This is a genomic window from Paenibacillus sp. FSL R7-0204 (assembly GCF_038002225.1).
Classification (GTDB): domain Bacteria; phylum Bacillota; class Bacilli; order Paenibacillales; family Paenibacillaceae; genus Paenibacillus_AQ.
Window position 1 is genome coordinate 2,532,630 of sequence record NZ_JBBOCA010000001.1, and the last position, 16,042, is coordinate 2,548,671.

Here is a 16,042-nt window from a genome sequence, read left to right on the forward strand (position 1 = left end):
CTATACCAATAGATTAAGCGAGAAGGAGACTACTACCTTGGAACAATTCAGACTTCCCCGCATTGAGATGCCGGAGCTTGCGCTGACGTCATCCATTCAGGCCGTGCTGGCCGACGCCGAAGTGAAGCTGGCTCACCGGCCCAAGCTTCAGCGCCTGTTCCGCAACTGCTTCCCGAATACACTGGAGACCACTACCAAGCTGCTTGATGACGGAACCACCTTTGTCATTACGGGGGACATTCCTGCTTGCTGGCTGCGCGATTCGGTGGAGCAGGTCATTCATTATGTGCCTTTTGCCGCGGAAGATGCTGACCTGCAGCGGATTATCGGCGGGCTGATCAAGCGCCATACAGAGTATGTGCTGATCGATCCTTACGCCAACGCGTTCAATGAATCCGCCAATGACTGGCACTGGAATGCTGCCGATGTGACGGAGATGTCGCCTTGGGTGTGGGAGCGCAAATTCGAGATCGACTCGCTGTGCTTCGTGATCCGGCTGGCCCATGCTTACTGGGAAGAGACGAAGCAGACCGGCTTCTTCACCGCCGATTTCAAAAAAATGCTGCGCGTCATCACCGACCTGTTCAAGCGCGAGCAGCATCATGCCGAGAAGTCCCCGTACCGCTTCACGCGGAACAACGGGATTATGGAGGATTCCATCCGTAACGGCGGCTTAGGGATGCCTGTGAATTATACCGGCATGATCTGGTCCGGCTTCCGCTCCAGTGATGACGCCTGCGATTTCCATTACAACATTCCGGGGAATATGTTCGCTGTGGTGGCGCTGCGGCAGATGCAGGATTTTGCCGAGTGGGTCTTCCGGGATCTGGATTTCCTCGCCGAGCTGAAGGAGCTGGAGCAGGAGGTCGATCACGGCATCAAGCTGTACGGCATCTACCGCCACCCGGAATTCGGGCCGATCTACGCCTACGAGACGGACGGGTACGGCAACTATAGCCTGATGGATGACGCCGGAACGCCGGGCCTGATGTCCATTCCATACCTGGGCTATTTGAACAATGATGATCCGGTCTACCAGAATACGAGACGGTTTGCGCTAAGCAAGGAGAATCCGTTCTACTTTGAGGGCAAAGCCGCCAAGGGAATCGGCAGTCCGCATACTCCTCGGGGCTACATCTGGCATATGGCCTTGTCGATGCAAGGCATTACGGCAGACAGCAAGGAAGAGCGGCTGGCGGTGATCGCCATGCTGGAAGCGACCGATGCCGATACCGGCTATATGCATGAAGGCTTCCACGCCGATGATCCGTCCGTGTTCACCCGCAAGTGGTTCGCCTGGTCGAACAGCTTGTTCTCACAGCTTATTTTGCGGGCGCTGAAGGAAGGCATTCTCTAAGACAAACATACTTTTTCACAGATAAAGGAGACCTGATCATGAGTACAATTATTGGACAAGCACTACCGAACATCCCTTGGCAGGAGAAGCCTGAGGGCACGAATTCCCCGGTATGGAGATATTCCGCCAACCCGATCATTCCGCGCAACGCCATTCCGAACTCGAACAGTGTGTTCAACTCGGCGGTCATTCCGTTTGAGGGCGGCTTCGCAGGAGTGTTCCGCTGTGATTCGCGGTCGGTCAGCATGGATATCTTCGCGGGCTTCAGTGAAGACGGCGTGAACTGGAACATCAACCACGAGCCGATCGTTTTCGAGGGCGATGAAGAGATCACCAAGCGCGAGTACCGCTATGATCCGCGTGTCTGCAAGATTGATGACCGTTATTATGTATCCTGGTGTAACGGCTACCACGGGCCAACAATCGGCCTGGCGTACACATTCGATTTCAAAACGTTCCACCAGCTGGAGAATGCCTTCCTGCCGTATAACCGGAACGGAGTGCTGCTCCCGCGCAAAATTGGCGGCAACTATGCGATGCTCAGCCGTCCTAGCGATACCGGGCATACGCCGTTTGGCGATATTTTTTACAGTGAGAGTCCTGATCTGACCTTCTGGGGCAAACACCGCTATGTAATGGGTACGGTGGACGGTGATGCTTCCGCTTGGCAGTCCAAGAAAATTGGTCCAGGTCCGATTCCGATTGAAACCGACAAGGGCTGGCTGCTGATTTATCACGGCGTTATCAACACTTGTAACGGATTCGTCTACCGCATGGGTGTCGCGCTGCTGGATCTGGATCAGCCTTGGAAGGTAAAAGCCCGCTCGCGCAACTACATTCTCGGACCGGAAACGCTGTATGAATGTGTCGGCGATGTGCCGAACGTAACCTTCCCTTGCGCGGCATTGACCGATGCGGCCACCGGGCGGATTGCCATCTACTACGGCTGTGCAGATACGGTGACGGGGCTGGCCTTCACGACGGTGGACGAACTAATCAGCTATATGGATGAATATCCGCTGGAGATTGAGGGGTAACCGGTTATGACCACAAAACAGACGGCACATATTATCTCACATACGCACTGGGACCGGGAATGGTATCTGCCTTATGAACGCCATCACATCCGGCTGATCCAGCTCGTGGACACGCTGCTGGACACACTGGAGCAGAACCCGGACTTCCGCAGCTTCTTCTTCGACGGGCAGACGATTATCATCGAGGATTATCTTCAGGTCCGTCCGGAGAACCGGGAGCGGCTGGTACGGCAGATCCGTGAGGGACGGATTTACATCGGACCTTGGTACATTCTGCAGGATGCTTATCTCACCAGCCCGGAGGCCAATGTGCGTAACTTACAGCTAGGACATCAGGATGCGGCAGTCTATGGGGAAGTGTCCAAAATCGGTTATTTCCCGGACACCTTCGGCCTGACCGGACAGATTCCGCAGCTCATGCAGCAGGCCGGCATCACTAACGCCTTCTTCGGGCGCGGAGTGAAGCCGACAGGCTTCAACAATATGGTCTCCGATGACGGCTATGAATCCTCGTTCTCGGAGCTGGTCTGGGAAGGGCCGGACGGCTCGCAGGTACTGGGTATCCTGTTCGCCAACTGGTATTCTAACGGGAATGAGGTTCCCGTTGAGATGGATGAAGCCCGCCGTTTCTGGGAGCGCAAGCTGGGCGATGCCCGGCAGTATACAGCGACTGATCAGCTGCTGTTCATGAACGGCTGCGATCACCAGCCGCTGCAGACCGACTTGCCGGAGGCGATCCGCACAGCAGAGAAGCTGCACCCGGAGGTCTCCTTCGTTCATTCCAACTTCCCGGATTATATTAAGGCAGTGGAAGCTTCACTGGCTGGCCGCACCTTGTCCACGGTAAAGGGCGAGCTGCGGAGCCAGCGCACGGACGGTTGGGGGACGCTGGTCAATACTGCTTCCGCCCGGGTATATCTGAAGCAGCTCAACCAACGCGGCCAGTCACTGCTGGAGAAGGTAGCCGAGCCGCTGGCGGTTATCGCGGGGCTGCATGGCGGGGAGTATCCGCATCATCTACTGGATTATGCGTGGAAGACGCTGCTGCAGAACCATCCGCATGATTCCATCTGCGGCTGCAGCGTGGATGAGGTGCACCGCGAGATGGTTACCCGCTTCGACAAGAGTTATCACACGGCCGAAGGCATCGTTGCAGATAGTATGGAGGCGATCACCGCAGCGGTGGACACCTCCGGCTTCGCCGCTTACGGCGAAGAGGCCCTTCCGCTTGTTGTAACCAATACCAGCGGCTGGAGCCGTACCGGTACGGTGACCGTGGAGCTGGATGCAGCCCGCCAGTATCTGCGCGACGGGCTGTCTCTTGAAGAGAATGCCCGGTTGATGAAAGCCGTAGACCTAGCCGGACGGGTCCTGGTCGATGAGCAGGGCCAGCCGATTCCTTGTACGGTAGAGGATCTTGGCCTGTCCTTCGGCTATGATCTGCCGGATGACCGCTTCCGCCAGCCGTATAGCTGCCGCAAGGTGCGGCTGACCTTCGAGGCGGCGGAGGTGCCTGCCCTGGGGCTGCGCACCTATGCCTGGGTTCGCCCTCTTGGGGCGGCTGCCGCTGAAGAAGTCTCCTCGCTGGTTCACGGCGCGCGCGTGCTGGAGAACGATACCCTGCGGGTCGAGGTTATGGCTGACGGCTCCTTCACGCTGGAGCATAAGCCAAGCGGCAAGCTCTACCAGGGCCTCGGTGTCTACGAGAACACAGGTGACATCGGGAACGAATATATGTACAGACAGCCTGCGGGCGAAGTGCCGCTGACGACTCTCGGCCTTAACGCGGATATCGCTGTTATTGAAGATACGCCATACCGTGCTTCCATCGAAATCACTCATGAATGGGAGATTCCGGCTTCAGCCGATGACCTGCTGGAAGAAGAACAGCGGGCGCTGGTCTATTATCCAGAGCGGCTGGCGCAGCGTGCTGCCGCCACGGTAACCTTGAAGCTGCGGACTGTCTTAAGACTGGAGCGCAGCGGCAAAGGACTGGAAGTGAAGAGTTATATCGATAATACGGCTAAAGACCACCGTCTGCGGATGCTGTTCCCTGCGGATCTGGCCGCAGCCTCACACCGCGTGGATTCGATGTTCGAGCTGGCGGAGCGTCCGAACGAGCCCGCGCCGGAATGGCAGAATCCAAGTAATGCGCAGCATCAGCAGTGCTTCGTGGATGTTACGGGGGAGAACGCAGGCCTAACGGTTGCTAACCTCGGATTACACGAATACGAGATTCTGCGGGATGGCCGCAATACGATCGCCGTTACGCTGCTCCGCAGTGTTGGCGAGATGGGTGACTGGGGTTGGTTCCCTACACCGGAAGCCCAGTGCCTGGGAGAGCAAACAGCAGATCTGCTGCTTCTTCCGCATAGCGGGGATGCTGTAACCTCCGGTGCCGCTGCTGCTGCTTACCAGTTCCAGATTCCGTGGACCTGCGCGCAGGCAGAGGTTCATACCGGGACGATTCCCGCCGTGTATTCGGCCGTCCGCTGGAACGGCAGGACCGCTGCCTTCTCCTCCATGAAGCTGAACAAAGAGCGCGGCGATGTGCTGCTCCGCTGGTTCAACATGACGGGCGAGTCCTGTATACTGGAGCTGGAACCAGCGCTTCCGGCTGCCGCCATCTATACTTCAAATGTACTGGAAACAGAAGGTGAAGAGCTTCAGCTAGAAGGAGCCGCTTCGCTGAAGCTTCCGCTTGGCGGACATGAGATTACAACGGTTGGTATCCGGCTGAGCTAATCCAGGCGAAGAAGGAAGAGGTGAGAAAAGTATGGGGATGGATATGGATGAACCATTAGATCGGCAAGCCTCCAATAACGGCCCGCTTACCGGTGTACAGCAGCAGATTGCGGCGGTAGCCGGGGGACAATGGCGCTTGTCTGCCGGGTTCAAAGCGCGAATTGTGGACAATGCGAGATCGGATAATAACAGTGTTCTGAACGAAACAGTCTTTAGGGTTCTGGGCCAATTCTCGGGCATTCTGACACCCTCTGACCAGATCATCGCTGTTGTTCATGGAGAAACGGAGAATCCTGCTTCGGGCGATATCGTCATTGAACTGACAGATCTTGAAGCTGCGGGAGACTTGGACAGCCAGGAAGCTTACGTCATTGAAATCGGGACTTATGTGAAGATCACTGCGCCAAGTGAACGGTCTGTGATGTACGGTCTGTGGACATTGCTGCAGCAGCTCGCAGATGACGGCTCCGTGCCCTGCGGCACCATCACCGATTACCCCGCCATGCGGGAGCGGGCGCTGCACATCGACATTGGCCGCAAATTCTACAGCGAAGACTGGCTCCTGGAGCGGATCAGAGAGATGTCCCGGCTGCGGCTGAATACGCTACAGCTGCATTTCTCCGAGAACGAGGGCTTCCGGCTGATGAGCGAGAGCCATCCTGAGGTGGTGTCGGAGCAAGCTTTAACCAAGCAGGAAATGAAGGCGATTATCCTTGAGGCACAGCGTTATCATGTGGATATTATCCCTTCACTGGATTCACCGGGGCATCTGGGACAGGCGCTCCGTACTCATCCCGAGTGGCTGCTCAAGGATGCTTCGGGAGCCACGGCTCCGGGTGCGCTGGATATTACGAATCCGGCAGCCCGCCGGTTCGTGCTGGAGTTGATTGACGAATACGCCGAGTTATTTGCCGGCAGCCGCTATTTTCATATTGGCGGGGATGAATTCATCAACTTCGCGGAGTTCGATAAGTATCCGCAGCTCGCGGAGTATGCCCGGAATGTGCTGAACATCAGCGAAGGCACGGGCGTGGACACTTATATTGATTACCTTAACGAGGTTGCAGAACATCTGGAGTCGAAGGGCTGGACCGTCCGTGCCTGGAATGATGGCCTCTACCGTGCAGATCAGATCCAGCGGGTCGCGCCTAAGCCATCCATTCAGATCACATATTGGACGAAGTGGCACCCGATGATGGCCCCGGTGGAAGACATTCTCGCCAAGGGGCATCAGGTGATCAACTACAACGACGGCTACTTGTATTACGTGCTGGGCGAACATGCAGGCTACACGTATCCGACAGCCGAGAAAATCCGCGCCTCCTGGCATCCCGGCCTGTTCCCGGCCCGTACCGGGGAAGCTAAGCAGGAATACACGGGAGCCTATCCGCGCGAACTCATCGGCACCACCTTCTCCATCTGGAGCGATAAGCCGGAAGCGCAGACCGAAGCGGAAGTGGTGGCAGGCCTGCGCGGCCCGCTGCGGGCGATGGCGGAGCTGGCTTGGCTGGGGAAGAAGGATGCGGCTGAGTAGATGGCTGAATAGACAAACAGTATGGCATTCTATGATTGCAGCAACGGATACCGTCCGCTTTAGGGACTTGTCCGTTGCTGTTTTTTTGTGTGAATGTAAAAAAGCGAACACAATGGGCGGGCACGGGGGCGGACCGGGTGATGCGTTTTGATTAAGGTAGCATAAATTGAACATGCCATCATGATGTGTAATGATAATGAAGGGTGATAAATTATGGAAGACAACCAAGTGTCAACCAGCATGAATAAGGTAAGCAAACAAGGTGGAGCTCGTACAGGCGCCGGCCGCAAGCCAATCGGTGTTACCCGGAAAATCTCCTTAACCTTGCCGGAGGAATGCTGGAATGAAATAGACCGTTGCTGCGGAAAAGGCGATTATTCCGTCTCTGAGGTGCTGCGTTCCATCATTGAAGATAATTTGCAGAAGGCAGATCTGCTATGAAAGGAAGGGGCGGGAGCGGTTGTTCAAACCGGGGTACATAGAGGTTGAGGGCGGAGTGTTGTTCTATAGGCGCAGAGGCAGCGGAGAAGCGATCCTATTTGTTCATGGCAATTACAATGACCACCGGATATGGGAGGAACAGATGGAGAGGTTCTCCGCCAACTATGATGTTATCGGCTATGATCTGCGGGGCTACGGACATTCGGACACTCCCCGGCGTCCTTTTTCCAATGTGGAGGACCTGAAGCTGCTGCTGGATACATTCGGCCTCACAAAAGTAACTCTAGTGGGTTCATCCCTGGGCGGCAGCGTAGCCACCGATTTCACGCTGGTCTATCCAGGCTATGTGGACTGCCTCATTCTGGCAGCCCCTTCGATCAGCGGCCGCAGCTATCCCGCGAGGATGCTATGGCAGGGGATCAAACAGCATATTCAGGTCAGGCTGAAGGGTGCTGAACAAGCTATTGACCATTTTATCGCTAATTCTTATTGGGACTATTACTTCCCTGCGGCTGCAAAAGAAAAGGCCAGACAGAAAACGATAGACAATGTGCGGAGTCCCGGAAACTTCTGTCGGTTCCCTCCAAGCCTGTCGCAAGTGTCCAAGCCTTATGCCATTCATAGATTAGCGGAGATTGATCAACCAGTTCTTATCCTTATTGGCGCATTGGATCACCCTTACAATAGAGAGATCGCAGAAATTCTGCACAAAGGAATCAGACATTCCACGAAAATAATAATGCCGGACTGCGGCCACCTGCCTTTTGTAGAAGAGCCTGAGAAGTTCTCTGCGCTGATTGCAGAATTTCTGCGGGATAATCATGATGCCTAAATATCTAAAATTCAGATTATATACATTTATGGTAATATAACAGAAAAAAGAGAGGCGGTGCAGGTATGCAGAATATCAAAGTCTATCACTACGATGCGTTCAGCAGCATTCCAAACAAAGGGAACCCGGCAGGGGTTGTGCTGGACGGCGAGGGTCTGACGGAGCAGCAAATGCAGGAGATTACAGCGAAGGTGGGCTTCAATGAGACGGCGTTTCCGTTAAAATCTAACCTGGCGGATCTCAGAATCCGCTATTTTACGCCGGGGCATGAGATTAATCTCTGCGGCCACGGGACGATGGCGTTGTTGTATGCCATGAAGACGAAGGGGCTGCTTAAAGACGCCAGCGAGCTGACCATCGAGACCAAGGCAGGGGTCTTGCCCATCCGCTTCAGAGAAGAACACGGCGGATTTTATATGACGATGAGACAGGCCAGTCCGCAGTTTGAAGCTTTTAAAGGATCACTTGAGGACCTGGCCCGCTCGATCGGCCTTGAGCCCGGTGATATTGATCAGACCCTTCCAACCATGTACGGCAGCACTGGAACGTGGACCTTACTGGTCCCGATTACAAGCCTGGACGCCTTCACCCGGATGGTGCCGGTCAACAAGCGGTTCCCTGAGGTGCTGAAGGAGATGCCCCGCTCGTCCATTCACCCGTTCTGCCTGGAGACGAATGATCCTGAGGCGCATATGCATGCCCGCCATTTCTCCTCCCCCTTCTCAGGGACTATTGAGGACCCGGTTACAGGCACAGCCTCTGGGGTGATGGGGGCTTATTATTCCAGGTACATCGGCGGACAAGGACCAGCCCCCTCCTTCGAGCTGCTAATTGAGCAGGGCCAAGAGATGGGCAGGGACGGCAGAGTCAGAGTGTCCGTGTCGGACAACGGTAACGCTATAGAAGTGACTGGCAACGCAGTTTATGTGGGTGAATTTGATGTGATGCTGTGATCTCCCTCATTTCTGTCATTTGTCAGTTCTCCCCCTTGCCATAATGCAGTCCCGCCTGATAGGCCTGTTCCAGCAGTGCTTCATAATGCGCGGGCGGCGAATCCAGGGTCTCGTAAAAGAAATCAACCTTGGAGTCTGTGATTCCGCAGTAATCGGCAATTCCCACGTTCAGCAGACGCGTGGTGGCTTCATCATAATTACGTTTCTTCATCTGTTCCTCCGATACACCTGCCAGAGCCAGCCATAGCGCACGATAACCATGCAGATTACTTGTGCCGTAGGCAACCCTGTTGTTCAGCACCCGGTCGATATACCCCTTCAGCATGGCCGGCAGATGCCACCACCACAGCGGAAAAACAAATGCCAGGCCGTCATGCTGACGCAACCGCTCCATTTCCCGCTCTAATTCAGGAGAATAGGGCTGTTCCTGTTCACCTGCGGTCATATTGAGTTCCTCCCTCCCCTGCAGAACAGGGTCAAATCCTATCCCATGCAAATCCAATATCTCATAATCATGGCCGGCCTGGCTCAATCCCTCTGCGAAACGGCGGGCGACCTGGAAGGTCAGGGAATCTTGTCTTGGGTGTGATACGACGATTAATACGCTCATGCTGGTATCTTCACTACCTTTCTTAACAGCAGGTTTGTAGCCATGTTCCTTGGCTGATGCTATTATAAACAGGAATCAAATAATCTGGAAGTACGCACTTTGCTGTTCTATAGGAAGGTGTATGTTCCATAGGAACGTTGAGGTTCCCTACATAACGGAGGCAGAAGCAATGACTGAACAGAGCGGCGATAGCGTTCCCAAAAAGTATAGAGTCGGCGTAGAGGCGGCGCTCGAAGTGATGGGCGGCAAGTGGAAGCCGTTAATTATCTACCATCTTATGACCGGACAGAAGCGCACCTCCGAGCTGCTGCGGCTCATTCCGGGCTTAACCCAGAAAGTGCTGACTGCCCAGCTAAGAGGGCTGGAGAACGATGAGATTATCTCGCGGACCATCTACCAGGAGATTCCGCCCAGAGTGGAGTATGAGCTGACGGCCTACGGCTGGGGGCTGAAGCCCGCGCTGGACCTGTTATGCTACTGGGGAGAGGAGCATCTGGACAGGATTCATGGCGACAGGTCCAAGGTGCTGGGGGACTTTTAGGCAGCAGAGAGAGACAGAGAGAAAAGGGGAAAGAGCATGGAATTTGCAAGTCTAACCACAGTCATCACCCTCATTAACATCATTCTGGCACTGGGCTTTCTGTTCATTGAGCGGAGGGAGGCGGGATATACCTGGGCCTGGCTGATGGTATTGTTTTTCATCCCGATTCTGGGATTTGTCTTGTATATCTTCTTCGGACGCAATCTCAAAAAAAAGAATTTCTACAAGCTCTTCATCGAGGAGCAGGAATATGTCCAGGCCGAAGCCGACAAGCAGCTGGCAGCCTTCGCGGAAGGGGCGGATGACCGGTCACAGCTGCTGACGAACTATGCACAGCTCATCAACATGAATATCCGCTCGTCGCACGGCCTGTTATCCAGCGATAATGAGATTGTCATTTACAGTGACGGCCACCAGAAGTTCGCCGCGCTGTTCGAGGATATCCGCTCTGCCCGCGCAGAGATCAATATTCAGTATTACATCATCCAGCCGGACCAGCTCGGCACGAGGCTGAGGGATGCGCTGGTCCTGAAGGCGCGGGAAGGCGTGAAGGTGCGGCTGTTATATGATGAGGTCGGCTCGAAGCGGATTTCCCGGCATTTTTTCAGGGAATTGCGTGCAGCAGGGGGCGAGGTTGAAGTGTTCTTCCCGTCCCTGATCAAGCCGCTGAACTTCCGGATCAACAACCGGAATCACCGCAAGCTGTGTATTATTGACGGAAGCATCGCCTATATCGGCGGGTTCAATGTGGGGGATGAATATCTGGGGCAGGATCCGAAGTTCGGCTACTGGCGGGACACTCATCTCCGGATCACCGGAAATGCCGTCAGCCATATCCAGGGCAGATTCATCCTTGACTGGCATCAGGCCGGGAAGCATGAGCGCGGCGATTACGGGGAATTCGTCTTCAACATGGAGCAGCATACAGGGACAAGCCCGGTCCAGATCATTACGAGCGGCCCCAATTCGTCAACCGAGCATCTGAAGAACATGTATATTAAGCTGATTTTGTCAGCCAAGGAAAGTGTGTATATTCAGACCCCGTACTTCATACCGGACACCAGCTTCATGGATGCCTGCAAAATCGCCCTGCTCTCCGGAGTTGATCTGCAGATTATGATTCCCAACAAGCCTGACCATCCGTTCGTGTATTGGGCCACCTGGGCGTATGCCGGAGATCTGCTGAATTACGGGGCCAAAATCCTGCTCTACGAGAACGGCTTCCTGCACGCCAAAACGATTGTCGCAGACGGGGAGGTTGCCTCTGTCGGAACGATGAATATCGATTCGCGCAGCTTCCGGCTGAACTTCGAGGTCAATGCCATTGTGTATGACCGGGCGATTGCCGAACAGCTCCAGGATATTTTCCTGAATGATGTCAGACTGTGTTCTGAGCTGACCGTTAAACGTTATGCGCAGCGCTCGCTTGTGATCAAGCTGAAAGAGGGGATTTCCCGGCTGCTGTCGCCTATTCTGTAAGGAGAGTGGAGCGTGGGCAGCTGTATTTTATTGAGGGAGGAATGACAAATGGGGATGCTGGGTCAATATGTCATGGTGGATGAGTATACGCTGGAACGGATGATGGAGATGGACGGGGCGGAGATGATGGATACGCTGGAGAAGCTGATTGAAGGCGGGAGTGAATATTACGATATCGACAAGCTGTGGGAGGAACTGCATCTCGCGCTAACCGGAGTCTCGGCCAGTGAACCTATCGAAGGCGATCCGTTAAGTGAAGCTGTTGTCGGGGTCCATGTGTTTGAGGTGGAAGAGGAGGACGGGTTCTTCGCGTGCACCGAGCAGGATGAATTGGAGGACATTATTGCGGCGATGCAGCAGGTGGACTTCGATCAATTGAAGACGGATGGTGTAGCGGAGGAGCTGAGGGCAGCTTTGAAGGGTGAATTTGCAGGCCTGCTGGACTTCTACGGGAAGGCGCTGGCGGGCGGGAAGCACGTGATTTTCAGTGTGGCTTGAACGGGATGGCGCGAAGCGCCGGGACCTCGTTAGGAGGGGGAACCGGGCTTCAGGTTTTTCTGGAGATAATATTTGCTCTGCCCTTCATGCGGACAATCTTTGATCTCGCCGAAGATCTCATACCCCTGCTTCTGATAAAAAAACGGTGCCTGCCAGCTCATCGTGGTCAACTCGCTTACCTTACAGCCGCGTTGCCTGGCTCTGTGCTCCAGCTCTTCCAGCAGGGCCTTGCCGAGTCCATGCCCCCTGTACCCGGGATCCACAGCCAGCAAGTGCACATTCAGAATATTCCAGACCATATCCCCGGTAACTCCACCGATGAAGACGCCGTTCTCATAGGCCGCCAGGGAGATCACCTCGCGCTGGTAGGGCGGAATGCTGCTGTCCATGCGGCGGCTGTGTTCCTCCAGTAAGCGGGAGATTTCCTGCTGATTCTGGGTAAGATCCAGTTCTATGATGTTCATGGGACTCCTCCTTAGTATTTGAATTCAATTATAGCCATTATATCAAAATAGAGCCTGCGGACGATGCCGCAGGCTCTATTTGTACATGGAGAACGGCGGGAGTGCCGTCCGTTATTCCGGGGAGATGTACATGTCTTGGAGTTCCGCAAAGTACCTGACTATTCATCGAAGCCAGGTCTTCGCTTTGTGTGTGGCGAGTTTAGTGCTTGTGTCCGCTCTCGGCATTCAGCTTGGCGATCAGCTTATCGCCTTCGACATCGAGATTCGGCAGCAGGCGGTCCAGCCATTTCGGCAGCCACCAGGCTTTGTCGCCGAAGACGGCCATGACGGCCGGAACAAGCGTCATCCGGATGATGAAGGCATCGATCAGGATGCCGAAGGCCAGGGCGAAGCCGATCTGCTTAATCATCGCATCAGGGGCGAAGATGAAGCCGGCGAAGACGGACACCATGATCACACCTGCGGCCAGTACGACCCGGCTGGCCAGATCATAGCCGTGAATAACACTGTCCTTGCCATGGCGGCCGTGGACATAAGCTTCACGCATGGAGCTGACCAGGAAGACTTGATAATCCATGGCGAGTCCGTACAGAATACCGGTGACCAGGATCGGCATGAAGCTTAGCAGCGGTCCGCCGGTATCGAAGCCGAACAGCGAATGCAGCCAGCCCCATTGATAGACGGCGGTGGTTACGCCGAAGGTAGCAATAATACTTAACACGAAGCCGACGGTTGCTTTGATAGGTACGATAATGGACCGGAATACCAAGAGCAGAATGATCAGCGACAGGATCACGATGATCCCGATGTATACAGGGAAGGCATCGGACAGCTTCGAGGACATATCAATATTGATGGCGGTGAAGCCGGTCACGCCAAGATTAATATTGTTGCGGGTGGTCAGGCTGGACGCTGGATCACGCAGCTCCTGTACCAGGTCTCTGGTTGCGGTATCTGTGGGCCCTGTCTTCGGAATCAGGCTGATAATGGCGATATCGCCGGTGGGACTGACACCGAGCGGAGAGACCAGGGTCACATTATCGTGCATTTGCAGCTCCTGAACCAGCTTGCCCAGGATCGGCATGGAGATCTTCTCAGACGGATTCTTTGTCTCAGCAACCAGCAGCAGCGGGCCGTTGAAGCCTTCGCCGAACCCTTTGGAAATGACATCATAGCTCTGACGGGCCGGAGTATCCAGGTTCGCCGAGGCGCCGGATGGAATACCCAGCTCCATCTTGGTCACTGGAATGGCGGCTGTGCCAAGCACCAGCACCACCAGCACAATGATGGCCCAGCGGTATTTCACCGTGGCATTTGCCCAGCGGTGCGAGAAGCTGTGCTGCGCTTTTTGGGCAGCGGTGCTGTGCTTGGTCCGGGCTTTGGCGGTTACGATCCGTTCACCGACCAGGCCGAGCAGCGCAGGCAGCAGGGACAAGGCCAACAGGACATTGATCAGCACGCTGGCCGCAGCAACTAGGGCCATAGTAGACAAGAAGCCGATGCCGATAACGAGCATACCGCATAAGGCGATAATAACGGTCAGACCGGCGAAGAATACCGCGCTGCCTGCGGTGCCCAGTGCACGGCTGGCTGCTTCGGCTGCGCTTAATTTCTCATCCAGGATCAGACGGCGCTGGCGGTTCACAATGAACAGCGAGTAGTCGATCCCCACGGCGAGACCAATCATCACGGCAAGAACTGGTGTAATATCGTTCATCTGGATCAAGCTGCCGAGGGCAAACGCACCTCCGACGCTAATGCCTACACCGAGAAGTGCGGTCAGCAGCGGCAGCCCGGCGGCAACGACTGAGCCCAGCGTCATGAACAATACGATGGCAGCAACGGCTACGCCGATCGCTTCCGTGGAGCCGATGGCCGGCATGCTTTTGAGCGAGTCGCTTGGAATCGCGGTAATGCCTGAGCCGGACTGTTCAACTTCGGTCACGGCATCGATAATGTTGTCCGGCACCTCCGATGGCAGAGATGTCTGCTGAACCGTGAACTGGAACTGGAACAGGGCAATGCTGCCGTTAGCCGACAGCATCACGCCGGGAACCGGAGCGCCTTGGGCAATCAGCGGACCGAACGGTGCTGCCTGAGCAGCAGCGGCTTGACCAGCGGCAGCGGAAGGATCGGCAGCGGCTTGGCCAGCAGCGGCGGAAGGATCGGCAGCAGCTTGACCAGCGGCAGCGGAAGGATCAGCAGCGGCTTGACCGGCGGCAGCGGAAGGATCGGCAGCAGCTTGGCCAGCGGCGGCAGAAGGATCGGCAGCGGCTGCTGCTTGTGCTGCCAGTTCGGCAGGGTTAATGACATATTCCATGTTGTATACATCATTAATAGCCTTTAGCAGCAGCGCTGTACGCTCAGGCGTATCAAGGCGCTCCCCATCCGGTACAGTGAAGGCGATACTAGCCTGGCCTCCGGCCGCAGCGGGCAGCTCTTTTGTCAGCTTATCCAGCACTTTTTGCGACTCTGTGCCTTCAATTTTCATCTCGGAGCTGGATTGAATGCCATTGACTCCAATCAGGGTGCCTACAACTCCGAGTACAATGATCCAGACTGCAATGAAGGCCCAAGGCTTGGCATAAGCAGATTTTCCTAAGCGGTATAGAAAGGTAGACATGTAATGGTTACTCCTCTTTATCTGTGAATTTAGAAGCCGTTGCGTAAATAAGCAAACATGGAATTCAGGTATTGGTCAAACGGCATAGCCCCGGAGTCCCCGCTCTGCTGCTCACCCGGTAGCATGACGTTCAGCCGTCCGTCCAGGATAGGCACGAAGGCCCCATAGACGGCACCTACCAGCAGGTGGGTATATCCATCGGCATACCGTCCACGGGTGAACTGCTCCAGTGTCTCCTGGGCGGTGATCTGCAAATGCCGGAAGACATTGAGAATGTAAGGCTCCAGGGACGGATATTGATTCGCCAGGGAGACGAACTGCCGCAGCTTATGCAGGAACTCCGAGGTGAATTGCAGCTTCAGCAGATTGTACAGGGCATCGAGCGGTGTAGAATCCGGCGCCAGAGCAGCCAGCGGGTTATGCTCTTCCTCTTTCTCTTGGACAGCAATCATGCCAATGAAATAGGCAGCTACCGCCTCCTCCTTGCAGGAGAAGTAATTCGCAAAAGTCCGCCGGGAATACCCGGCTTTCTGGACAATATCGTCCACGATGAAGCCGTCCATACCCTTATCAAGCGCAAGCTCGAAGGCCGCTACAGCTAAGGCGTAGGCGGTGGCTTCCTTTTTTTTGTCCCGCAAATTCAGTTTGGAATTCAAATCTCAACCTTCCTCCTTTCCCTAAGAGCTATAAGCCCTATAGAATCTATAGGTTCTATTATTGCTCAAAGGGAAAGATTGCACAATGAGCATCGAGTGACGGAAATGTGAATATTTTAAATTTGGAGTAATGGGCTGAGGAAGAAAAGTAGGGTTAGGGGATTAAGTTAGGAGGGCAGTGGGAAGTACGTGAGAGGAAGAGTAACATGGGTGTAAACAGACGATAGCGCGAGCAAATCCCCGGGCGGATAAGAGCAGAGCTGAAGAATGCG

At 55.0% G+C, this 16,042-nt stretch carries 14 protein-coding genes; 10 read left to right on the forward strand and 4 right to left on the reverse strand.

What is annotated here, in order from left to right; all coding sequences use genetic code 11:
• Positions 1-37 precede the first annotated feature (37 nt).
• From MKX42_RS11195 to MKX42_RS11225, 7 genes are all read left to right on the forward strand, one after another.
• Complete coding sequence (locus MKX42_RS11195) at positions 38-1,357, forward strand: glycoside hydrolase family 125 protein (protein WP_340752564.1); 1,320 nt, start codon at positions 38-40, stop codon at positions 1,355-1,357.
• Between the two features lie 38 nt (positions 1,358-1,395).
• Positions 1,396-2,394, forward strand: coding sequence for a glycoside hydrolase family 130 protein (locus MKX42_RS11200; RefSeq protein ID WP_340752565.1), 999 nt, complete (start codon positions 1,396-1,398; stop codon positions 2,392-2,394).
• A 6-nt stretch (positions 2,395-2,400) separates the two neighbouring features.
• A complete protein-coding gene (locus MKX42_RS11205; RefSeq protein ID WP_340752566.1) occupies positions 2,401-5,139 on the forward strand; it encodes an alpha-mannosidase in 2,739 nt (912 codons plus the stop codon).
• 43 nt (positions 5,140-5,182) lie between these two features.
• On the forward strand, positions 5,183-6,673 hold the full coding sequence (locus MKX42_RS11210; protein ID WP_340752567.1) for a beta-N-acetylhexosaminidase: 1,491 nt from the start codon (positions 5,183-5,185) through the stop codon (positions 6,671-6,673).
• 213 nt (positions 6,674-6,886) lie between these two features.
• Positions 6,887-7,114 (forward strand): ribbon-helix-helix domain-containing protein, encoded by a 228-nt coding sequence (locus MKX42_RS11215; protein ID WP_340752568.1) that lies wholly within the window; start codon positions 6,887-6,889, stop codon positions 7,112-7,114.
• Between the two features lie 19 nt (positions 7,115-7,133).
• A complete protein-coding gene (locus MKX42_RS11220) occupies positions 7,134-7,946 on the forward strand; it encodes an alpha/beta fold hydrolase (protein WP_340752569.1) in 813 nt (270 codons plus the stop codon).
• 65 nt (positions 7,947-8,011) lie between these two features.
• Positions 8,012-8,899, forward strand: coding sequence for a PhzF family phenazine biosynthesis protein (locus tag MKX42_RS11225; RefSeq protein WP_340752570.1), 888 nt, complete (start codon positions 8,012-8,014; stop codon positions 8,897-8,899).
• 22 nt (positions 8,900-8,921) lie between these two features.
• Here MKX42_RS11225 and MKX42_RS11230 read toward each other — a convergent pair whose 3' ends face one another.
• Entirely contained in the window at positions 8,922-9,509 is a 588-nt protein-coding gene (locus MKX42_RS11230) for an NAD(P)H oxidoreductase (RefSeq protein ID WP_340752571.1), read from the reverse strand.
• A 169-nt stretch (positions 9,510-9,678) separates the two neighbouring features.
• On the opposite strand from MKX42_RS11230, the gene MKX42_RS11235 reads away from it, so the two are divergent.
• Genes MKX42_RS11235 through MKX42_RS11245 form a run of 3 tightly spaced genes read left to right on the forward strand, consistent with a single transcriptional unit; the run spans position 9,679 to position 12,027 of the window.
• Positions 9,679-10,050 (forward strand): winged helix-turn-helix transcriptional regulator, encoded by a 372-nt coding sequence (locus tag MKX42_RS11235; RefSeq protein WP_340752572.1) that lies wholly within the window; start codon positions 9,679-9,681, stop codon positions 10,048-10,050.
• Positions 10,051-10,086: 36 nt separating this feature from the next.
• Positions 10,087-11,529 (forward strand): cardiolipin synthase, encoded by a 1,443-nt coding sequence (cls, locus tag MKX42_RS11240; protein ID WP_340752573.1) that lies wholly within the window; start codon positions 10,087-10,089, stop codon positions 11,527-11,529.
• A gap of 48 nt (positions 11,530-11,577) precedes the next feature.
• Positions 11,578-12,027 carry a DUF1877 family protein gene (locus tag MKX42_RS11245; RefSeq protein ID WP_340752574.1) on the forward strand — a complete coding sequence of 150 codons (450 nt, stop codon included), beginning with the start codon at positions 11,578-11,580 and terminating at the stop codon, positions 12,025-12,027.
• Between the two features lie 29 nt (positions 12,028-12,056).
• On the opposite strand, the gene MKX42_RS11250 is transcribed toward MKX42_RS11245, so the two are convergent.
• The 3 genes from MKX42_RS11250 to MKX42_RS11260 form a co-directional block, all read right to left on the reverse strand.
• Positions 12,057-12,491 (reverse strand): GNAT family N-acetyltransferase, encoded by a 435-nt coding sequence (locus MKX42_RS11250; RefSeq protein WP_209871556.1) that lies wholly within the window; start codon positions 12,489-12,491, stop codon positions 12,057-12,059.
• Between the two features lie 199 nt (positions 12,492-12,690).
• Entirely contained in the window at positions 12,691-15,114 is a 2,424-nt protein-coding gene (locus MKX42_RS11255) for an MMPL family transporter (RefSeq protein ID WP_340752575.1), read from the reverse strand.
• 29 nt (positions 15,115-15,143) lie between these two features.
• Positions 15,144-15,770, reverse strand: a complete 627-nt coding sequence (locus MKX42_RS11260; RefSeq protein WP_340752576.1) for a TetR/AcrR family transcriptional regulator — start codon at positions 15,768-15,770, stop codon at positions 15,144-15,146.
• Positions 15,771-16,042: the final 272 nt, after the last annotated feature.